The 19273-nt window shown below is 38.9% G+C and carries 17 protein-coding genes and 1 pseudogene; 1 reads left to right on the top strand and 17 read right to left on the bottom strand.

Annotation, left to right across the window (positions count from 1 at the left end; translation table 11 throughout):
• Positions 1 to 187 precede the first annotated feature (187 nt).
• On the top strand, positions 188 to 859 hold the full coding sequence (locus RMY63_RS34155) for a ribosome-inactivating family protein (RefSeq protein ID WP_322732954.1): 672 nt from the start codon (positions 188 to 190) through the stop codon (positions 857 to 859).
• On the opposite strand, the gene RMY63_RS34150 is transcribed toward RMY63_RS34155, so the two are convergent.
• The 17 genes and pseudogenes from RMY63_RS34150 to RMY63_RS34070 all read right to left on the bottom strand — a co-directional run bounded on the left by RMY63_RS34150 (position 854) and on the right by RMY63_RS34070 (position 19255).
• Positions 854 to 1282, bottom strand: a complete 429-nt coding sequence (locus RMY63_RS34150; protein WP_322732953.1) for a hypothetical protein — start codon at positions 1280 to 1282, stop codon at positions 854 to 856. The two genes, RMY63_RS34155 and RMY63_RS34150, sit on opposite strands and share 6 nt — an antisense overlap.
• Positions 1269 to 1445, bottom strand: coding sequence for a hypothetical protein (locus tag RMY63_RS34145; RefSeq protein ID WP_322732952.1), 177 nt, complete (start codon positions 1443 to 1445; stop codon positions 1269 to 1271). The genes RMY63_RS34150 and RMY63_RS34145 overlap by 14 nt, the downstream gene beginning before the upstream one ends.
• Before the next feature lie 44 nt (positions 1446 to 1489).
• Positions 1490 to 2282: pseudogene (locus tag RMY63_RS34140) on the bottom strand (IS5 family transposase).
• Positions 2283 to 2552: 270 nt separating this feature from the next.
• A complete protein-coding gene (locus RMY63_RS34135; RefSeq protein ID WP_322732951.1) occupies positions 2553 to 3086 on the bottom strand; it encodes a hypothetical protein in 534 nt (177 codons plus the stop codon).
• Positions 3076 to 3306: a hypothetical protein gene (locus tag RMY63_RS34130; protein WP_322732950.1), complete on the bottom strand. Its 231-nt coding sequence runs from the start codon at positions 3304 to 3306 to the stop codon at positions 3076 to 3078. Before RMY63_RS34130 ends, RMY63_RS34135 begins: the two co-directional genes overlap by 11 nt.
• A 61-nt stretch (positions 3307 to 3367) precedes the next feature.
• Positions 3368 to 4300: a hypothetical protein gene (locus RMY63_RS34125; protein ID WP_322732949.1), complete on the bottom strand. Its 933-nt coding sequence runs from the start codon at positions 4298 to 4300 to the stop codon at positions 3368 to 3370.
• Between the two features lie 39 nt (positions 4301 to 4339).
• Positions 4340 to 4810, bottom strand: coding sequence for a hypothetical protein (locus tag RMY63_RS34120; RefSeq protein ID WP_322732948.1), 471 nt, complete (start codon positions 4808 to 4810; stop codon positions 4340 to 4342).
• A 42-nt stretch (positions 4811 to 4852) separates the two neighbouring features.
• Entirely contained in the window at positions 4853 to 8173 is a 3321-nt protein-coding gene (locus RMY63_RS34115) for a hypothetical protein (RefSeq protein WP_322732947.1), read from the bottom strand.
• Between the two features lie 48 nt (positions 8174 to 8221).
• Complete coding sequence (locus RMY63_RS34110; protein WP_322732946.1) at positions 8222 to 10444, bottom strand: baseplate J/gp47 family protein; 2223 nt, start codon at positions 10442 to 10444, stop codon at positions 8222 to 8224.
• Between the two features lie 57 nt (positions 10445 to 10501).
• Positions 10502 to 10903 carry a DUF2634 domain-containing protein gene (locus tag RMY63_RS34105; protein ID WP_322732945.1) on the bottom strand — a complete coding sequence of 134 codons (402 nt, stop codon included), beginning with the start codon at positions 10901 to 10903 and terminating at the stop codon, positions 10502 to 10504.
• An 11-nt stretch (positions 10904 to 10914) separates the two neighbouring features.
• On the bottom strand, positions 10915 to 11436 hold the full coding sequence (locus RMY63_RS34100; protein WP_322732944.1) for a hypothetical protein: 522 nt from the start codon (positions 11434 to 11436) through the stop codon (positions 10915 to 10917).
• 5 nt (positions 11437 to 11441) lie between these two features.
• Positions 11442 to 12293: a phage baseplate assembly protein V gene (locus RMY63_RS34095; protein ID WP_322732943.1), complete on the bottom strand. Its 852-nt coding sequence runs from the start codon at positions 12291 to 12293 to the stop codon at positions 11442 to 11444.
• Positions 12293 to 13261, bottom strand: a complete 969-nt coding sequence (locus RMY63_RS34090; protein WP_322732942.1) for a hypothetical protein — start codon at positions 13259 to 13261, stop codon at positions 12293 to 12295. The genes RMY63_RS34095 and RMY63_RS34090 overlap by 1 nt, the downstream gene beginning before the upstream one ends.
• Positions 13262 to 13278: 17 nt before the next feature.
• Positions 13279 to 16956, bottom strand: coding sequence for a hypothetical protein (locus RMY63_RS34085; RefSeq protein WP_322732941.1), 3678 nt, complete (start codon positions 16954 to 16956; stop codon positions 13279 to 13281).
• Positions 16957 to 16993: 37 nt separating this feature from the next.
• Positions 16994 to 17569: a DNA circularization N-terminal domain-containing protein gene (locus RMY63_RS34080; RefSeq protein WP_322732940.1), complete on the bottom strand. Its 576-nt coding sequence runs from the start codon at positions 17567 to 17569 to the stop codon at positions 16994 to 16996.
• Between the two features lie 3 nt (positions 17570 to 17572).
• Positions 17573 to 18775 carry a hypothetical protein gene (locus RMY63_RS34075; RefSeq protein WP_322732939.1) on the bottom strand — a complete coding sequence of 401 codons (1203 nt, stop codon included), beginning with the start codon at positions 18773 to 18775 and terminating at the stop codon, positions 17573 to 17575.
• Between the two features lie 135 nt (positions 18776 to 18910).
• The gene (locus RMY63_RS34070) at positions 18911 to 19255 is read right to left on the bottom strand and encodes a hypothetical protein (RefSeq protein ID WP_322732938.1); all 345 of its coding nucleotides are present in this window, start codon (positions 19253 to 19255) and stop codon (positions 18911 to 18913) included.
• Positions 19256 to 19273 lie beyond the last annotated feature (18 nt).

Below are 19273 nucleotides of genomic sequence, written 5' to 3'. Positions count from 1 at the left end.
ACAATGGTAATTATTCAGTTGAGCGTTTTATATTTAATCATGTCTAGCTACTTAAGCAGGGGAAAGTATGTCCAGGTAGAAAACAATGCTGAAGATAAAAAGAAAGAAAGAAAGTAAGGAACGACGAAACCACAGAAAAAAACCGTAATAACCACCACCAACCAAAAACCAAAGGAAAGAGTAGTTTATGGAAACAAGAGTAGTAGTAACGGCAGAAACGATTGACTTCACGACAGAAGAAAAATATAAACAATCAATAACTACAGTAAGACAAAGCATAATAAACGCACGCCAAGACAGTAATAAGGCAATCAAAATACTAGCGGTAGATCTGGTTCTGCCCGGGGTGCGATCAGAAGCAACTATAAGGAAGACAATAGGTATCATACCAAAAGACGTATACATAGTAGGAGTGTTTGACAACGTTGGACACTTATATAGATTCAAAGAAAAAAACAAAAACGAAGAAAAAGTAATTCAAAACGTAGATATAGAGTACGACAAGCTGTTCGGAACGACTGTAAAGAGCACAGGGTGTGTAACGAACGGAAGCGTGTTGGAAAAGTTAGCGCTTATAGAAGTAAAAAAGAATGAAAAAGGGTTCGAGTTAGACATACAAAAAGACACGGCGATAATTGGCTGGATGTTGATCATGGTAGCGGAAGCAATACGTTTCTATAACGTAGAGGAAGCAGTAAAAAATGCAGTAAAAACGTGGTGTGACGACGGAGATAAATATAATAAGGCTTTATTTATAAGCAATACAATGTGGAATCAGATTAACCAATGGAACAAGGAAACATTACAAGACAAGAAAAGAATTGAGAACGAAAAGGTAGTAGCAATACCGTGTTTATAAGGGAGAGAAAAGGATAGAGACAAGAACGAGGGAGGGAAAAAAGATGAAAGCGGAAGCCTTGTAACCAAGGAAAAAAATAAGACGGGAACGAGCGACCAAAAAAATCAAACATCCAACACCTGGTTGGTAGCCTTTATTGCCCGTCGCAACGCCCACTGCGGTAGCACTAGCACCTGATGGTTTCATAAGGAGCAACGGCGCCCAAATTTTCTTAACCTCACCCAGCGCCCTCACAACAGCTGTTCGCCAAAGCGATAGGTTCCCACCCGCAGTAGCGCCACCAACAGGAGGTTTTTTCTCTGTCCACCAGCGCTGTAACTGCCAGACATCATTATTGTGGTGATAGTCGTGACGGCGATCGCACAGCCACTCATACGCCGCCTCAATAACCGCATCGCTAGTGACTCGTTCAATTAACCTCATTCGATTCCCAGAAAGTCAGACGAAAAAGATGGGTTGACGAACTCTGTGCCGAAGCTGTCCTGTCTCTAGGTATATCGCCTTCTGGTACGATCGCAGTCGGTAGAGTTTGGGGGAGTGCGATCGCCTCCTTTGCTGCTTCTCGTGATGGGTTCGTGGAGTGCATTAGAGTTAGAGGATGTCTGAAAAGTTTTGAGGAGGTGATTTTGATTACGTAAGCTGCTTTAACATTAAACGAATCATTGCAATATAAATAAAAGCCTCTGTTGTTTCAGGTAAAATCTCATAGTCCTTGCTGAGTCGGCGGCACCAATTGAACCATCCAAAAGTCCTCTCAACCAGCCAACGCTTAGGGAGCACAACAAAACCTTTCTGTTCTTCAGAGCGTGTAACAACGCTCCAGAGCCAGCGATAAGCATCCATCACCCAGTGCGTAAAACCTATACCGCGATAGCCACCATCAACCCAAATCCGAATTAATCTACCCATGCGATCACATACTTGATTGAGTTTAAACAATACTTGTTTGGCTCCTGCTTGTTCACTGACGTTTGCGGCAGTGATCACAACAATTATTATTCTTGCCCAAGGTATCAATCAGTATATATCGCTTACGTCCTTTGATTTTCTTTCCTGAGTCATAGCCAACTTCCTTGGATACCATTGTTGCCGTTTCAACTGATTGACTGTCCATAATTACTTCAGATGGTGATGGTTCTCGGTTTTGGCTAACACGTACCCACAAACGTAAGCGTTCATGAATTTGTTGCCATGTGCCGTCTTTACGCCACTGCCGGAAATAATGGTAAACGGTTTTCTAGCTTGGAAAGTCGTGAGGAAGCATCCGCCATGCACAACCTGCACACAAGATGTAAAAAATTGCATTCACTACTGCTTCCATGTCAACACTACGTTTTCTACTGCCTTTTTTCCCTGCTGGAATTAGTCCTGATAGCAGTTCCCACTGCTCCGAAGTCAAGTTACTTGGGTACGATGGAGTCATAGCTCTCGTAACGCTGTCATACTTAAGTATTTTTTCTAATGACAGGATACCGTTACGTGGGCTTTCTTACTTTTGAGACATCCTCTAGGGAATCCGCTTGCCCCATGAGTTTGTTACCATGCGCGACGCGATCGCTATTTAATGGTTCCCATTGAAGTCAATGCCCTCTGTCTATCCAAGAGTGAGTTACTCGCCGAGTTCAGCCAACAAAATACTGGACTTATGAAAGCTTTGGAGTATTAAGAAATATTTCGCCAATAGCATCTAAAACTAACCAGAAGACTGGGAATCAGTCGTAAATTTCCATGAATCTGATGCAGCACCACCAGAACTATTGACAGAAAAATCAGCAGCTATAGTTTTGATAATTTCTTCAGAGATGCTGGGTTCTTTGAGAAATTCCGCCCACAGTTGAAAGGTTATTTGCTGTTCTAGGGTAGTTTTAGATTGTTGGGTGATAGATGATGGAGTTTGGGCGATGAGTTGCAGCAAACCCTTGGCGCGTAGTTCCACCTTCTTGCTACCCAACAACACTTGATGCACCTGCGCCACCCGTTGCGCCAAATCCTCCCCATTGCTTCCCGATACCATCACCCACACCGAACCCTCTAGGGAAATTCCCCGCACATATCCCGGTACTTGGGGACGTAACGCTACAATTTTTTCTACTCCCCATCGCTGAGGAATCACCACTACCTTCACAGACAAGTCTTTCAACGCATCATTTAATATCGTAGTGAAATAACGTAACGCTTCATCCTCCAAGGAAGGAACAAGATTAGAACTATTAGCTTTAGGATTCATGGGAATTGGTTATTGCTAAACTCTCAACTTCTATTGGTAATTGATCATTGCTTTCTTCCGCCTCAGCTAACTCTTCTTCCAAGACTTGAATCGCCCCACTAATTCGCAAAAGAGTATCCCGCAAATTTGCCTGTTTTGTCTCCAACTCCTGCATCGCCTGTTTCCCCGATTCAAATTCAGTTTTGAGGGATTTTAATCGTTGTTCAAGTTGTTTTTTCATTATTATCAAGGTTAATAAGTATTCAACATTAACAAAAAAAATACGAATTAATCAACTACAACTAACTCAGGACATTAACCCAATTTTTTCTAATAAATAAGACATAAACTTCCCAATTTTCTATCACACCTCCAACATCTCCATTAATGTATAAATTTCCATTCTTCTCTTCAATTCTCATTCTAACTCCTGCTATTTTATATTCGCCATCAAACCAGTAATTAATGCCAACAATAGTACCAATCCAAATATTAGAAGCATAGCCTGTATCATGATTTGGATTATCGTTTAATCTAAAATATTTCCATTCCATCGGACGCTTTGTCGTCGCGTTGTCAAAAAAATATAGCCCATTTGTTCCAATATCACCATCAGCATAAAATCTAAAAGTTTTGTCATCTATTTTTAGAAGAAGTCTCTCATTTTGTCCAGGATAAAATGTCAAGTTTGTTTTTTCATCAAAACTAATACTATTTGATATACTAATATCTTTTACTTGAAAATTCGTTTCGCGAGAGCCATTTAAATCTGCTTTTTTATTTAATTTACTATCAATGTTCTGTTGAAAGTTTTGGATTTCGCTGGTAAAGTCTGATTTTAGTTTCTCAACATTGCTATTTATAAAACCTTTAACAGCACTTTCAGTTGGTAAAGAATTAGCATCGTCTTGTAGGTTTGTACTTTTTGTAAATTTTTTGATTTCTACTCCAGCAAGGGTAAGGGATTTCTTGTCACTATCAATACTTAGGAAATCACCCACTGTTAATGATTGGGAAACACTGATACTACCTGTGATACTTAACTCTGCTTTTTGGGCATTCCCCTTTGGCTTAATATTCAAAGCCCCTTCTACAGTCAAAGAACCTTTAAAAGTATCATCTTGATTCCGATCCAATTTCTCCTTTCCTAATCGCTGAACTTCTGCCGTCAAAGCATTCCAGTCTTCAGATTTCAGTAAGTCGCCTTTTTTTTTGTCAGATGCCGAGAAGGTCATGATATTGTTCCTCTAATAAAATGATAGATGATTGTAAAATTAAAACAGAATTTCCCAGACAAGCGTTAGTTTAAAATCCTTAGTTTTCTCAATAGATTCGAAAACAACTCGGTTGTACATAATAGAATTTGGCTCTGCTGTAAACAAAGCCGCTTCTGTTAAAGCGCCGTTGGCTTCGCCTGTTTCTAAATCAGCTTTAATGGAAAGTTTTATGCGTTCTTCTCTATTTTGTCGGGTTATTTTCTCTAGATTTCTTATATTTAAATCTGGCAATTTTTTGCGAAAATTTTCTTGATTCAACTTGATTTCATCTGGTAACACTGGACTAGAGCCTGTGCCGACTGCGAAGTAGGAAATTGTGCCAACATCTGTTTGAATGAATCGTTGGGCTACTAAATATCGTCCTGTGGTTACAATATTATTATGAGCATGGATGGTTTCAATAATTTGCTCATTAGTAGAAATCTTTTGAATTACCAGATTGCCTTTAATATCAAGTGCGTCAGTCATTAGCATATTGTTACTCCATTTTTTTTTGTAAATTTTGAACGACTAAGCGAAGGTATTGAGAGAATCAAAATAAGTGTAGTCAAACATTTGAGCTAAAATCAGAGTATCGCTCATTTGATGTTCTATTGCATTACTGGATTGCTCCTCATAGAGTTTCTTTTGTTTTACTTCAGATGCAATTCTAGTAATTTCTAACGTATCCTCAATTTCATGATCTTCCACCTCTGGAAACTTCTCATAAATAATAGAAAAAGCAATACCAGCCGCCCGCACTTTGTCAATTAAGCTATGAATTTGATGGCGGGGATGGTCTTTTTTTTCATTAAATCGGTCTGTATAGTTAGGGATATCCCAAGGAATTTTAACTGTAAAACTGCCATAAACTAACTGCTGACGAATGAGACTAATCGTAATTCCATAGCAGTCGATTTGTGGTGTTTGCAAAGATTTTTGTTCTGGTTCAGATCCAAACCGAGCAAAATCTAAATTACTTTGATCAAACTTAGTTTCTTCTAGGTCTATTTCTGCTTCTATACACCAAGTTGAATCACCAATCGGAAGGGAGGGCAAATTGCCAGAAAGGTTGGAGTTTGAAACTGCACTTCCGCCTTTTAAAACAGAGCCATCGGCTGAAAATCGCATTAACTCACCAATCTTCACCATCTGATTCATATTCTGGCTCGCATATTGAATGGATTGGTTATTAGTTTGATTTGTGATACGGAGAAGTTTGAAATGGGGAAGTTCTCTTTCTTTGCTTCCTAAGCGACTATCTTTGAGGGTGAGTTCTAAGGTAGGAGTTTCAATACTTGCACTGGGGTTATTAAGAATAAAGGTAGATTTTGTTAGATTATCTGAAGGGTTGGGATGAACGGTGAATTGCTGCTTTTGAGAACCTGCTTGGTATTCAATCACGCGAATTAATTGCCGATGCACGCTGAAACCAGCATTATGGCGACGCAAACGATACACCTGTCCCCTTGGCCCATCGCTTAAAACCCACACTTGCATCCACTCTTCCATCAAGACAGTTGTTTCTACAGACAGGGTGACATTGCAATCCTTAAAGGCTTTTTGTAGACCAGTAGAAGCAGTGAGGGAATTCAAATGTGTTTCGATGTCACTGGGGAGGTCGAACAGGTATTCTTCCCAAGGTTTGATGGGTTGTTTGGGGTCGGTATTCATCCCCAGATTAGCAGCCACAATTTCGATGATGCCCTCGGTAGGCGATGCACCATTTTTTAAAACTCCAATCAGCCGTTTGAGACGTTCTCGATAGGGGGTGTCACAACGTTCAATTTGTCGAGGATAAGCACTTTCTAACAACAACCGATTCAGAAAGATGAGTCTTTCAATGGGAAGAGGGTGCGGATCGGGGGGCAGAGGGGAAAATGAAGTTTCTTCTGGTACTCCCCTACTGCTTGCTCCCTTGCCCCCTGCTTTTTCATTCTGGTAGTCTTGAATGAAGTTTTGGGTGGTGAGGCTGAGGGAAAGTTGGCTAAAAAAGTCTTTGTGTTGATTATAAAATGTGGGATCTTTTAAAACCTCATTAAAATCCTGAGCTAAGGCTTGAGCAATTTCACTAGAAGCAGGAATTTGACTGCGAGGAATTTCCACGGGAAACACCGCTTCTAACAACTGACGATTTAATCGCTCTAAATGCTCACCAGATGGTTTTTGATTAATCATTGTTTGCAAATCAGGAGCAAGTTGCAATTGACTCAGCTTGTGTTGCAGTTTGGTGTTGAGTAGGTTACGCAGAATTGTTTGAGAGGCAGAAATTAATGCCCCTAATAAATGGGAAATTTCCTTTTGGTGGGGGGGTAAGGCTTTGGCTTCTACTTGTTCAAACAGGGTTAATAATTGCTGACAATTGGTAGGATCAGCGAATAATTTCTTGAGTTTTTCTCGAAGTTGAGGAGGTAAATCTTGACTTGTTTCTGTTGGTGTCAAAGTCTTAGAAATGCCACCCATGAGGAACTGTGCCAAAATAACTCGGACTTGATTGGCGATCGCCAAATTTTCTTCAGTGGTATAAAATTGCGAGATGGTAGCTTGAGTAAATTCTGAAACGATTTCCTGGATTTCCTGACAGGTTTTCCCTAACAGAGTGGAGTCAGTAGCAATGAAATCCACCTCTTGTGCTATATTTTCCAGGTGGCGGCAAACTTCGGAACGTTGGAGGAGGGATTGCAGGAAGGGCAGCAAGGGAGATTGCAAATTTGGCAAATCAGGAATATCTTTGATCTGCGATCGCTGTCCTGCTTGCTCATAACGTCGCAATAATTCCACCCAAATGAGCCATTGTTGACCCCCCTCCACTAACTCTGCCAACACTTCTGCTAAGGCGGTACGAACAGCCTGCCAAAGAATCACATAGCCTGCTTTTGTGAGGGTTGAATCCGGGGTTTGTGAGTACTTTAACTGTTGGCAAATTTGCGTAGCTAGTCGCGGAGATTGCAGTTGAGGACGCAACTCAGAGGTGAGACTTAAATACAAAGCCTGTAATTGAGATTCTGTTTGACTATCAGCCAGAGCAATTTGTAATCCTGGAGAGAGTCGTGGTAGCAAAAAATTCCCGACCTTGCGCTGTATAGTGTTAATATCTTGTGATTTGGCAGAGTTAATCAGGGTTTGTAAACAGGTTACTTGAGCCGACAGTTCTTGATGGTAGCGAAGGACTTGCAGGGCAAACAGGGGATTAGGTAAGATTGCTTGGTTTAAGTGTAGTGCGATCGCCTTTTTCATCTCCAATGGCACTGGCACTGAACCATCATATTTGGCTAATAATGCTTGAACTGTGTGTGAAAAACTTTGTTGTAAATACTGCGATAAACTATCCTGGCGTGACAGCAAATTTAGTAACCAATCTGCTATTAACTGCTCTTGTCCGGGATAATCTAATTCCTCTTTAAACCTCGTATTTTCAACTGTGTAACACTGTAATAAATTCTGAGTGTTTGGAGAGAGTTTTTGGTAAAGATAAGCTGTTAAAGACTGCTTTTTTTCCTGCTCATACCTTGCTTTTAACAATATTTTAAGCAGTTCATCTAACTGCTTAAATTCACTCACCTGCAATTGAGGATTCACCTGTGACAGTTGAGATGTGCCGCCCAATTGTTCTAAATAAAAAGCAAAGATTCTATCTAAATCTCCTTTATGCTTACCTGTAAATCCTTGGGAATCAATATTTTCTGCCGTGCCTACAAAGTGACTTCGCAACACCTGCATCAAGTCTTTTTCTGCCTGATCTAGAGTATCCCCAAATACCTCTAAAAGCTGAAAAAATAAACTTTCCGGGTCATCTGGGCTATAAAAGCGAGGAAAACGACTGATGATGCTTTGGGTACGACCACTAATCATAGTTAATTCACTAAAAAGTACAATTTTCTTTAAATCTAATTTTGCTGATTATTCAAAAATTGGTAAGTTTGAGGGGATAGTAATAGACTGAATTTTTTCTAATGAACGAATATAAAAAAATTGATTTTCCGCCGCAATTATTTGCTCTTTCCCAATACCTTCCCTAGTTGAAATAGCCTTTAAAGACATAGTTTTGACATTGTAAGTAATGCCATTAAGAATTATTTGAATATTAGTAAGGCTTGCTAGATTAAGAATTGTTGCCCGAATGTCCTGATAGGTAACAGGTTTACCAGTTTCTGGTAATTTAAAATTATTGAAAGCCTGCTTGATTTCCTCACTAATTTTATCACTTGCTTGTTTCTTTTTCGCATCATTAAAATCTTTATTCAGATTTTCTTGAACTACCCAATTTAATACTAAACTTTCCACAGAAACCGTAATATATTCAGTTTTATAGCTAATTAAAAAGTTACCTAACTCTACCTTCTCTAAGGGAAGAACACTGAGAGTTTTCTGATTATTAATCCTTGTCACAGTTTGGTTATTAACTATCGCACGAAAATCATTAACTGTCCATTCTGTGGTGGCAATGTGTTCACCATTCTTTTGGGGAATTTCTTGTTGAGCAAATTCTGCTAATTTCTCAAATTCTACAGATGACTCTGGTGCTAAACCTTCCAGATATTTAGAGATTCCCTCTCTAATTTTCTGTTCTATAACCTTTCTTTCTGTTTCCGTAGAATCTGGAGAAGAGCGGTAACTCATTGCACCTACTAAATAGAGAGATTTTTGATAGGCATAGATTTTTTCTAAAGCAACTGTCTCTAGTGAACTGACAGTAATTTCTTCATCGGTTGTGATGATAAAAGGTGATAGAGATTCAAGGGGAGAAACAATCATAAATTTTAGTTTTAGATTATTTGTTTGTTCCCCTAGAGCCTGATTAATTTTTGTCTGAATATCTGCTTTTCTAAGAGTATTGCTTTTTTGAGAACTTAAGGATTTAAAATATTCTTTTAAATTCAGATCAATGTCTGTTTTTTTCTGAGAATCTAACAAAGGTGATTCATATATCACTCGAATGGAAACTGGTACAATCTCCGTTGCCACAAATAAATGACGGGCTTTAAATTTACAGTATTCCTTTCCTGCCTCAATTTTCTGCTTGACTAGCTTAAACCGTTCAGAAATTGACTGTTTATGAACTTGAGTTGTGATTTCAAAATTATCTAAATTACTAACATTGGGTACAGAAAGTACCTGCTTAATCAATTGAGAAAAGAGCAAATTTTGACCCATTTTCATTTCACTCAGGTAGTCATTTAAAGCTTTGTGGACTGCCTTTTCTACAGTTTGGCGATCGCTCCCTGGATTAATTTCAATTTTGAAGATTCCATCAAGATAAATTGCCTCTGCGGGTTTGAGATCCACATACACACCAGCCGCTCGGACTTTATCTACTTGCGATCGCAGATATTGCACCTGAAATTTATTATCAAAATCAATGCCATCGACGTACAAATCCAACACACCAAATTTAACCGCTTCGCCAACAAATCGCTCAACTAACTTCACCTCTTTAATACTAGGGAAAAATATTAATGAAGACTGTACAGATGGCAAACTCAATAATGTTGTTTGAATCGCATTTAAAGAAGCTCTCCCTGAAGAAATTAGCGCAGTTTTTGCTCGTTTTCGTAACTCCTCATCTGTCTCCGCTCGCTTACCTGTAAACTTAGTTTCCTCTAAATTCACCACTGATTTAATTCCTGTAATTGGAATTGGCATTACGGTAATTGTTTTAGCAGTAACCTTTTGTTCTTCTCCTCGTTCCTTCGCCTGAACTTGTACATTGACTTGGGTTTCTCCAGGCGAAATTTTTGCAGTTTCAATAGTGACATAAGACTTTTTAGAGTCTTTTTCAGTTTCTTGGGTAGTGACTAAAGTATTCAGAGGAATGTCCAGTTCTTTTGTTCCTAAATCTCCCTCAAAAGTAACTTCCCCTATGGCAAAATCTGGCTCTCCTCGTTGAATTCCTAATAATGCCACTAACATATCTAATTGCGTTCCTGTGGCAGTATCAATAAATGCCGAGTTATAGCAGCCATTCATCTGTTCATACAAAACTGCCATTTCGTAGGCAAAAGATTCATACAGGGTGCGAATCACACTACCAACCTGAAAATCAGTTAGGTTAGGTACTTTTTGGCGTGTCAACTCCACCATATCGCCATAAATTTGCTCAAATTTTTTAGGCTGAAAGTTCATATATTATTGAAGGGAATAGAGAACAGAGGATAATAGCTAATGACTATTGACTATTGACTAATTTAAATTAACTGCGACTTGGATAGTCATTAGTTCAGGATCGGCAACTGCTTTTAAAATAATGGTTGCTATTAATAAATTGCGTTTGTCCAAATCATGAGACGGAGGCTCAAAACGAACTTCTATAATTTCGGCAATGCGAGACTCTTGATTTAAGCATTCGCGGATATAAATTTCTGCTAAATTGCGAGTCCGACTATTATTCATTTCCCCCATTAATAAATGTAGCCGTGAACCATAATCTGGATGACCAATTTGGGATAGCTCTCCTTGGCGAGTATTGAAGCGGTTTAAAATTGCTTGTCCTAAATTTGTCCGGCCGGAAACCGTGGCTAAATCTCCACCATTGCGTCCAAATTCACCGGGAGAAAACATAATATCTTGGCTAGAATTAACCATATTTTTGTAATCTATTTTTGTTTAAATGCGTTATCTACCATTGTTTTGATAGTTTCTAATAGCTTTCCCTGGATATCTCCTTGAATATTCACATCTCCCTTGAAAGTAATAGTTTTACCATTGGCAGATGCCAGTTCTAAATTACCATTTTTATCAATTTTTAAACTTGCTCCATTACTACAAAATTCCCAGCCATTTTCCGAAGCTCTAATTTTAGCAATTTGTCCCTGTGATGATTTTAAAACTAAACTTCCATCTTGTTCAAGTTGTAGTTGTGCTTGATCAGTTTGCAGGGAGATACCTTCTTTTTGATGCAGTGTTATTGCCGCATGACCAGATTTTTTATCTCCTGGACAGGAAGCACTTTTGCCCTCACAGCAAGCTTGGTCTTTTTCCCGTTGATCAATCGCACTCGGTTGATTATTAGGACAGATAAAAATTCTCATGTAGAGTTGATCGGGATGTTTCTCTAGAATTTTTCCTTTTTCAGTTGAATATTCATAATCGCTATTTACGCCTTTGATTCTAACCATTATGTTCACCCTACTTTAGTATTTCTAGCTTTAGCTTGAATAGAATTAATTTTTTCTGTGGGAATCAGAATTGGACAGGGTGCGCCGAGGTTTCCTAAATGTGTATGGGTGGTCAATAAAATATCATCATTATCAGCAACGGCATTGCCAGGAACTCGTCCTCCTAGTGCTACACCACTGGTGGCAGCATCGCCAATTTTAATATTACCCATGCTTTTGATTGTGACGTTATTCGTCGCAGCATCTAGGGTAATTCCGCCGTTGGTAATTTCGATTTTACAACTCCCATTATTTACAGTAATTGTTGTGCCTTGGAGGAAAATTTCGCAGTTTTCTGTTTTTAAAAATAAATCTCCATTTTGGAGAGTTGCACTGGCTTTTTCGGTGGTGAGTGAAACCTCTTGGTCTTTCACAGTTACGATACTTTTTTGGTCTTTACTAGTAAGAGTTAGGGTACTTTCGGCATTGATTTTAAAATTAGTTCCAGTTTCTTGGGTTTGTTGGAGTAAAAATTCCTGCTCTTTATTTACAGGAGGGCAATCGCTCTCGTTATACAATCGACCTATAATCACAGGTGCATTGATATTTCCCCCTAAAAATGTCACCAATACCAAATCTCCTACCTTAGGGATATTCGCCCATCCCAAATGAGGAGTAGCAATGGGACATTGACGCAATTCAAAATCACTGCCATCCGGTTGTTGTTTGTGCTTCAGTTTCACCGAACATTGATAATTATCTTTGTCATCTGCTGCTGCATGAGGAAACACAGCTGTCACAATTCCTAATTCGGTGGTGTAAATTTTTTGCGCCTCTTGTTGCGCTACTTTTTGCATAACTCCCACAATTGAATCCATTACACTACCTCCAAATCAATTTTTGTCCAAAAGCCCTGATGACGATTTAAAGCATGGGTAATCCCCGTGACTTTAAAGTCGCCATTTCCTGAAGATTGTGGCAAACCTGCTAATCTCACTCCATCCCCTAACTTCACATTGGCATTGCCCATCACTTTCACCCATCCTTGTTTTTGAGGAAGTTGAACTTGCCAAAAAGCTTCTGCCATTTTTGCTGCCAAATCTTCTGTTTTGGCAGTGGGTTCAAACTGCCTCTGTGTCATCACTCCTGATTCTCCACTACTGCCTTTCACCGCAGCTTTAGCAAACCAACTATAGGTTTTTTCTCCTTGTTGACTGGCAGGACTTTCGCCATACACTTCTACCCCAGATATTGCTGTTTTTCCTGTAATTATTTCCACTGCCAAAATGTCCTGGCTATATTGGAATTCATGGGTGGTTTTTGGATGATATTTAGCAAAGATTAATTCATCATCTTCATTAGCATAAAGGTCAAATCCACTCATTCGCGCCAAAACTTTTAAGTTACTATAAGCCGAGGTGCTATCGGACAAAATGTAACCTGGAAACTTTAAACCGCTTTCAGTTTTATTCACCTTGATTTTTAAGCGTTGTGCTACATCGTTGACGATATTCGCCGCTGTGGATTTTTCATATAGAAGATTCAGCTTGGCAGTTACTAAAGCTATCCAAGAACTTTCTGCCACTAACTCCACAGTTTCCAATCCCCAATTTACCTGCTGTATCTTGCCGATAAATACTTGTTTTGATTCACCTTTATAGCCGAGTTCCACTTTTACTATGTCCTCTGGCTGCACAGAAATTGATTTATCTGTACTTAAGATTAACTGACAAGAATTTACTGGAATTTGTAACGACTTATTCACCCGCAGTCCTAATAATCGAGTAGATTTATCGGCGGTGTAGATGGTGCTACCTAAGAGGATTTTATAGGCGACATTAAACATGGCGGATAGGAAATTAACTACACAGGGACAGCCGCAATCAGATTATTAAACGCATCTCCTAAATCATCTAATCCGAGGTCTAATTCACCTTGTAGACTATATAGTTTTTTCAGGAGTTCGCGGAAAATTTGACGAATCTTATCTTGAATGGCAGTTTCATAGAGTTTTACCAGTTCCTCATATTTTTTATCTAATGCTCCACCAATCGCTTTGGGAATACCTTGTAATGTCTCGATTAACGTGGCATGAGTTTTATCGAGTTCATCAATGATTGCCTGGGGATAGAGTCGTTGGAGTTGGGATTTTAAATAGGGAAATACCGACTGCAAACTACGACTAATATATTCAGGAAATAGTGTTTCTAAGACTAGGCGATTGAGCCGAATCAGTTCCTCTGGTTTCAAGGGATCTTTTTTGGCAATTAAACTCTGTGCTTCTTTGGTAAGTTTATCCTGTTCTACAAAGCTTTCTTGATAAAATTCCTTTTTTCTGAGTAGCTTATTCATGACAGTCATGAGAGCTTTTTGCACACCTTCTCCTGTTTGATTAGTGTTGAATAATTTGCGAGTTGCATTATCCAAATAATCATCCCAAATTCGCTTAGTCAGTGGGTTTTCCTGTTTTTGCAGCAGTTGAATGAAAACCTCTGGTTTATTTTGGAAATCACTCGCATCAAAAAATCCATTCAATATTTGACTAGGAAGTAGGGATTCAATAGTATTTTTAATTTTCTTGTAGACTTCTTGAATAAAGTCAAAGTTAAAGGTGCTGACCTCTTGAATTAAGTTTTCTACAGCTACTTGCAAACTCTTCCCTATGTCTTTTGTCACTTTGGTGAAAATTGCCGCAATTTCTTTCGGAACATTTTTCAATCTTTCTAAAATTCCCCGAACTTTTTCAATGATTTTTTTAGGCTCTGCCAAAATCTCCTTAACACTTGCCAAAATCTTTTTGATAGGGGCAATTAGTTCTAATTCTAGTTCATCAGGAATGATCTTCTTAAAATCTTGGAGAATGTCATTTTCATTGCATTTTTTCAGAGTATCTGTCAGGGTTTTCAACTCTGCTTTAGTAGGTTCAACAAGTTTTTCGCGGCGAGTTGCAATCTCTTTTAGCAGTTCTTGAGCTAGCTGTTCCCCTGTAGAGACTGCTTCCAAAGTAACGATACCTGTATGCAGTGTGGTGCTGAGATTTTGGCAAGTTTCTTTGAGGTTGAGGAAGTGATATTCATAATTAATCGGTTGAGATAAAGTGTCTAAACGTTTAGATTCTGTCTCAAATTTATCTTTTGTTTTTTGCCACTGAGTTTGGCAGTTGTCATATTTTTGTTGATAAATTGTGAGAGAATTTTTCAAGGATGTTTCAACATTGGCAATGGCATTTTGAGGATTATCGGTATAAGTAGCAATCGCAGTTTTCAACCGGATTAATTCTGCTTTAACTTTCTCATCTTGAATATTATTGATTTTTTCTATAATTTTTTGCTTGATATCATCAACCGCATGGATTTTTGTGTCCATATCTAAGCTGAGAATCTGCTCAATTGTTTCCCAAAAATCTGCCTTTAAAATACTATCTAAGCCTAATCCTCCCAATAATTTTTCGGCATCTCCAATCGCATCGGTAACTTTTGTAATTAATTTGGGAATGCCTTCGGTTTTAAATTCCTCTAGCATGGTGACAAATGCTGCTTTTCTCTCGTTTAAAAATTCTAACAAAGAAGTTGGATCTAAAGTCTTAAATAAATCTTCGAGTTTTTTGTAAAGTGCATCGAGTAAGACAATTAATTGATTTGGATCAAGGATATCTAATTTATCCACCATCTCCAAGTACATTTGCTTGACATCTTTTAATATTATTGAAGGCTGATATTTCTGTAGTTCATCTGTGAGAGAATTGATATAAGGCGATAACCATTGGTCTATTAAAGTACCAGGTTTGAAGGATTGAATTTTTTCATAAACTTTCTCGGTTTCTCCTTGTATAGATGTCACTAATCCTGCTAACGGATCAACAACTGATTTAAAGGCATTGTTTAATTCAGGATTAACAATACCTGGAACATCTACTTGTTTAATAACAGTTACACCAACCTTTAAAGCTACCTTTTGAGCCGTTCCCATTTTAGAAACATCCATACCTTTAAATTTTGTTTCTAAACTCTCGGACTTATCAACAGCAGATTTAAATGCTGGTTTTAAAGAAACATTGTTAAGAGCTGTTACAGCTTTGTTGATACCTTCTTCTGCCGCTTTAATGGCTTTTCCAATTGATTCGCTCTGCAAAAAGCTCATGACTTTATCGAGGAATTCTTTAATATCTTTTTCTAGCTTTTCACGGTTAAGATTAGTTTGCATAAAACTGTTGAATTCCTGCAATGAGCCTTTGATTTTTTTTGTCCCCTCATCAATTGTATTAGCAACTTGATCAATGTTTTTGATTGCCGAGCCAGAAAGAGAATTACAGACTTTTTTGAGGGGAGCGACTACATCTCCTGACTTATTACAAGCATCATTGATAAAATTTTCTAATTTTTCAATGGCATTCTTTACATATTCCTTAACTTTAGTTAATGCACTATTTGCCTGAGCGATAGTTTCAGAGATTTTTTCAACAATGCCATTGGTAATATCTGTGACTTTTGCAATTGCTTGTTTAATTAAATCTTCTAACTTTTCAATAAAGCCTGTGAGTTTTTTGACAACATCAGCAATCCGAGATTTTAACTTATCTAAGAAGTTTTGAATGGCAGCAAAAATATCACCAAAAAGGGAAACTCTAGTGGCTTCTTTCATAGCATCTTTAGGAAGAGTTGCAGTAGCAGATTGAAAAGCTACAATCTGAAAATTGTCTAGCTTTTTCAGAGTTTGATCAATTTTTTGGTGGGAGCTTTGGATTTCTCTTGTCCATTTTTTGATTTCGGAGCGATGTTTAGTAATTTTTTCTCGATCAGTATTTTTCAGATTGTATTTTTCCAGGAAGTCTTGATAATCTACTAGGATTTTTGTTTGCCGATTTACTTCTGCTTCAATAGCAGCGATCGCCTGAGAAGGTAAACTATTTCCTAAATCTTGAATTTGCTCAATAAATAAGTTTGTTAATGTCTCAGAGCTTAAAGTTTCCAACCATTCATCAGGGTTAGAAATTTTATCTAGAAATTTCTTAAATACTTTAATTAAGGCATCTAAAATCCTGGAAGGTAAGGCTCCTGCATTGGCTAAGAATGTTTGAAATTCATCAAATGGAGTCGCAACATCTGCAACTTTGATCTCTGCAAAATTTTGACCTCCCGTAATGCTGTCAGTTAAACTTTTTAAAGTATCATTGACTTTTAAGTTTTTCACGGTTTCCTGTAGCTGACTAGCCCCAGGATTAGCAGGAATTATCTGACTCAAGTTATCAACATTGATACTTGATAATGTTCCTAATCGGTTATTTATTTCAGTTTTTAATTCACTAACATCAATTGGAGATTGTAATGCTTTGACACCTGATTGTTGTCCATTTTGCAGTCCACTAGTTTCCTGTTCAAAGGTTTTTGTAATCCCGCTTAGATCCTCTATACCAACATTAACCCCGCCGAATTTTCCTTTAACTTGGTTTTTAGTGTCTTCTAATCCTTTACTAGCACCCGCAAACACAGATTGGGGATTCAGTTCAGCACCTTGGAGTTGATCGAGAATTGCCAGAGCCATTATTTTAAGTTCCTAGTATAAAATGAGCGAAATTTAATTACAAGCTGAATAATCCTTTCAATTCAGCTAAACTTTTATTTAAGCCAGAGATGGTTTCTTGTATTGGTTCTAAAGCGGGTTTAAGGGGTTCTACAGGATTAGTAATTTCCGGCATTGCTCCCATTTGTAGTGCATCGGGTAACAGGGCAGCAGTCATAAATCCGGCAGCATCTTTTTTGATGTTTTGATCAATATCGGTGGTAGGAGTTTGGGAGGTGATGGGGGTATATTCAGTGATTGCTAAACTGTAACTAAACTGATCTGGCTCTTGGGAAGATTGCACCACTTGAAACTGTTCAATCGTCACCTGGCTAAAGTAGGCTTGCCCCACTACATCGGCCATAAAATCAACGGGTTTATGCTCTTTATAAACCTGACGCAATGCCTCCAGGCTTACCTGCGCTTTGATGCCGTAAAAAATCCCTTGAATTTGCAGGCGTACCGCATCTCGCCCCAAATTTTGTACCAGATTGCCTTGCATTCCCGGAATCCGGTGATAAACAAAATGGTTCTGCTCTAACGTTTGAATTCGATGCACACGCTGGAGATCAATTCCTGCTAGTTTCACTCCCATTGCCTAACCTCCATAAAACCGACGATATTCTTGATTCACCTGCCGTTGTAGAGTCTCTAAAACCTCCTCTAAATCAAGCTCTGGAGCTTTCAAGGAGGGTGGGATAGAGGCTTCTGAGGAAGGAAGGTCACAGATGGGTGCGATCGCCTGTATGGTTGTCTCGGAAATTGGCTCGGATATTGTATCAGACTGCACCCTCATCACTAGTTCTTTTTTCTGACTGTACTCGAATGGAAAATTTGTACTCCTCATCTCACTTTTTACTTCCTGCCAATCCAACGTCTGAGATGGTGACAGATTCAGTAGATTTGCTAAATCCCCTAAACCCTTGGGGGGAAGGGGGTCTGACAACGGCGAGCGGTTGATCGGAACACTATTTATTGCAGAATGTGCCTTTGGCTCAACTCCAGTCGATACTACAGCCTGTGACTTGCTAATTGTTGATTCCATAAGCAATGTTTTACTTACCGGAGTCACTGTTATCCAAGACTGCTTGGGGGATTTTTTGACTGTTTCAGGAAATTGTGATTCTTGTGTCACTGTTTCCGGTTGAGAGAAAGGAATCTTGGATGTTGACAAAGTTTCAAGGTTGGATGGGGGAAAGTTTTCCGACTGCGATCGCCAAGAATGAATGGTATCTTCAGAAGTTGTCAGACTTTCTTCATTAGAGGCAAGAGGGGAAAATGGAGTTCTATTGCCGTTGTCTGGTGCAAACCCCACCCCCGAAGTTTGCCCAGAGGGAGATCCTCCTTGCAACTTCTCTCCTTGTGAGTGAAAGTTCTCCTGCTCCTTTTCCCCCTTGCTTGACACCCCAACGCCACTTGCTATATGCCGCGAAACCCTTGCACCGTAGTCGCTTCCTCCTATGGATGATTGTTCTTCCCCTCCCCCTGCTTTTTCATCTTCTAAGTTTTCACTGCTGCTCCCATCAGACGTATCATTTCTTACCGCTTGATGGGGTGATTCTGGATGTAAATTTTTCACCTCTCCAGAGGGTAAAAAATCGCTGGTTAATGCCGCTGCCAATTCCCAAAATCCGGATTCTATTTCATCGATAGAATTCACATTTAAGGCTAACTCATCTAAAGTTTGGAACTCATCAATGCAGTCATTTGGAAAGATGAAGCCCTCCAAAAGTTGATCTGTCCAAGCTTGAAATTCAGACTGAATTGTTAAACCCATTGTTTGCCAAGAAAGAGTATTCATCGGTTTTTTGAGAGTCCTCAGCGATTAATTGGAGGTACAGATTAATCTGGGCTTGGGTAAGGGTTTGTACTTGTTGGGGTGTCCAGCCAAATTCTCTCGCCAGAATAAAAGCAGCCCTAGTCATGGGTGCATTATTTAGGGCGTATGGGAATTTTTTTTTCCGGTGAGTCCGCTAATTTGGCGAATTTGTTCAATCAGGAAATTAACTAATCCTAAATGTAGTTGTTTGACTTGTTCGAGGGATAAATTTGGTTGCACCAGTGATTCTTTAATCATTAACAGAGGAATCAAACCAGTATCTTGTCGGGCAGCTTTCATAATCAGTTGAAAAGTGCTAATGGTAATGGGACGCAATTGCACTGTTTTTTCGGCTGTGGTAGGAGGAGAATTTTCTCCTGGATACAGCACCTCTGACGGAATTGCAATTTCAAAGGTAGTTCCTGCACCAAATAACAAGTCATCAGGATTTAAAAGAGACATGGAACGGAATCAGTGAGT

Origin of the sequence: Nostoc sp. ChiQUE01b (assembly GCF_034531255.1) — a bacterium.
Classification (GTDB): Bacteria; Cyanobacteriota; Cyanobacteriia; order Cyanobacteriales; family Nostocaceae; genus Nostoc.
This window is presented reverse-complemented; position numbering and strand designations above follow the sequence as displayed.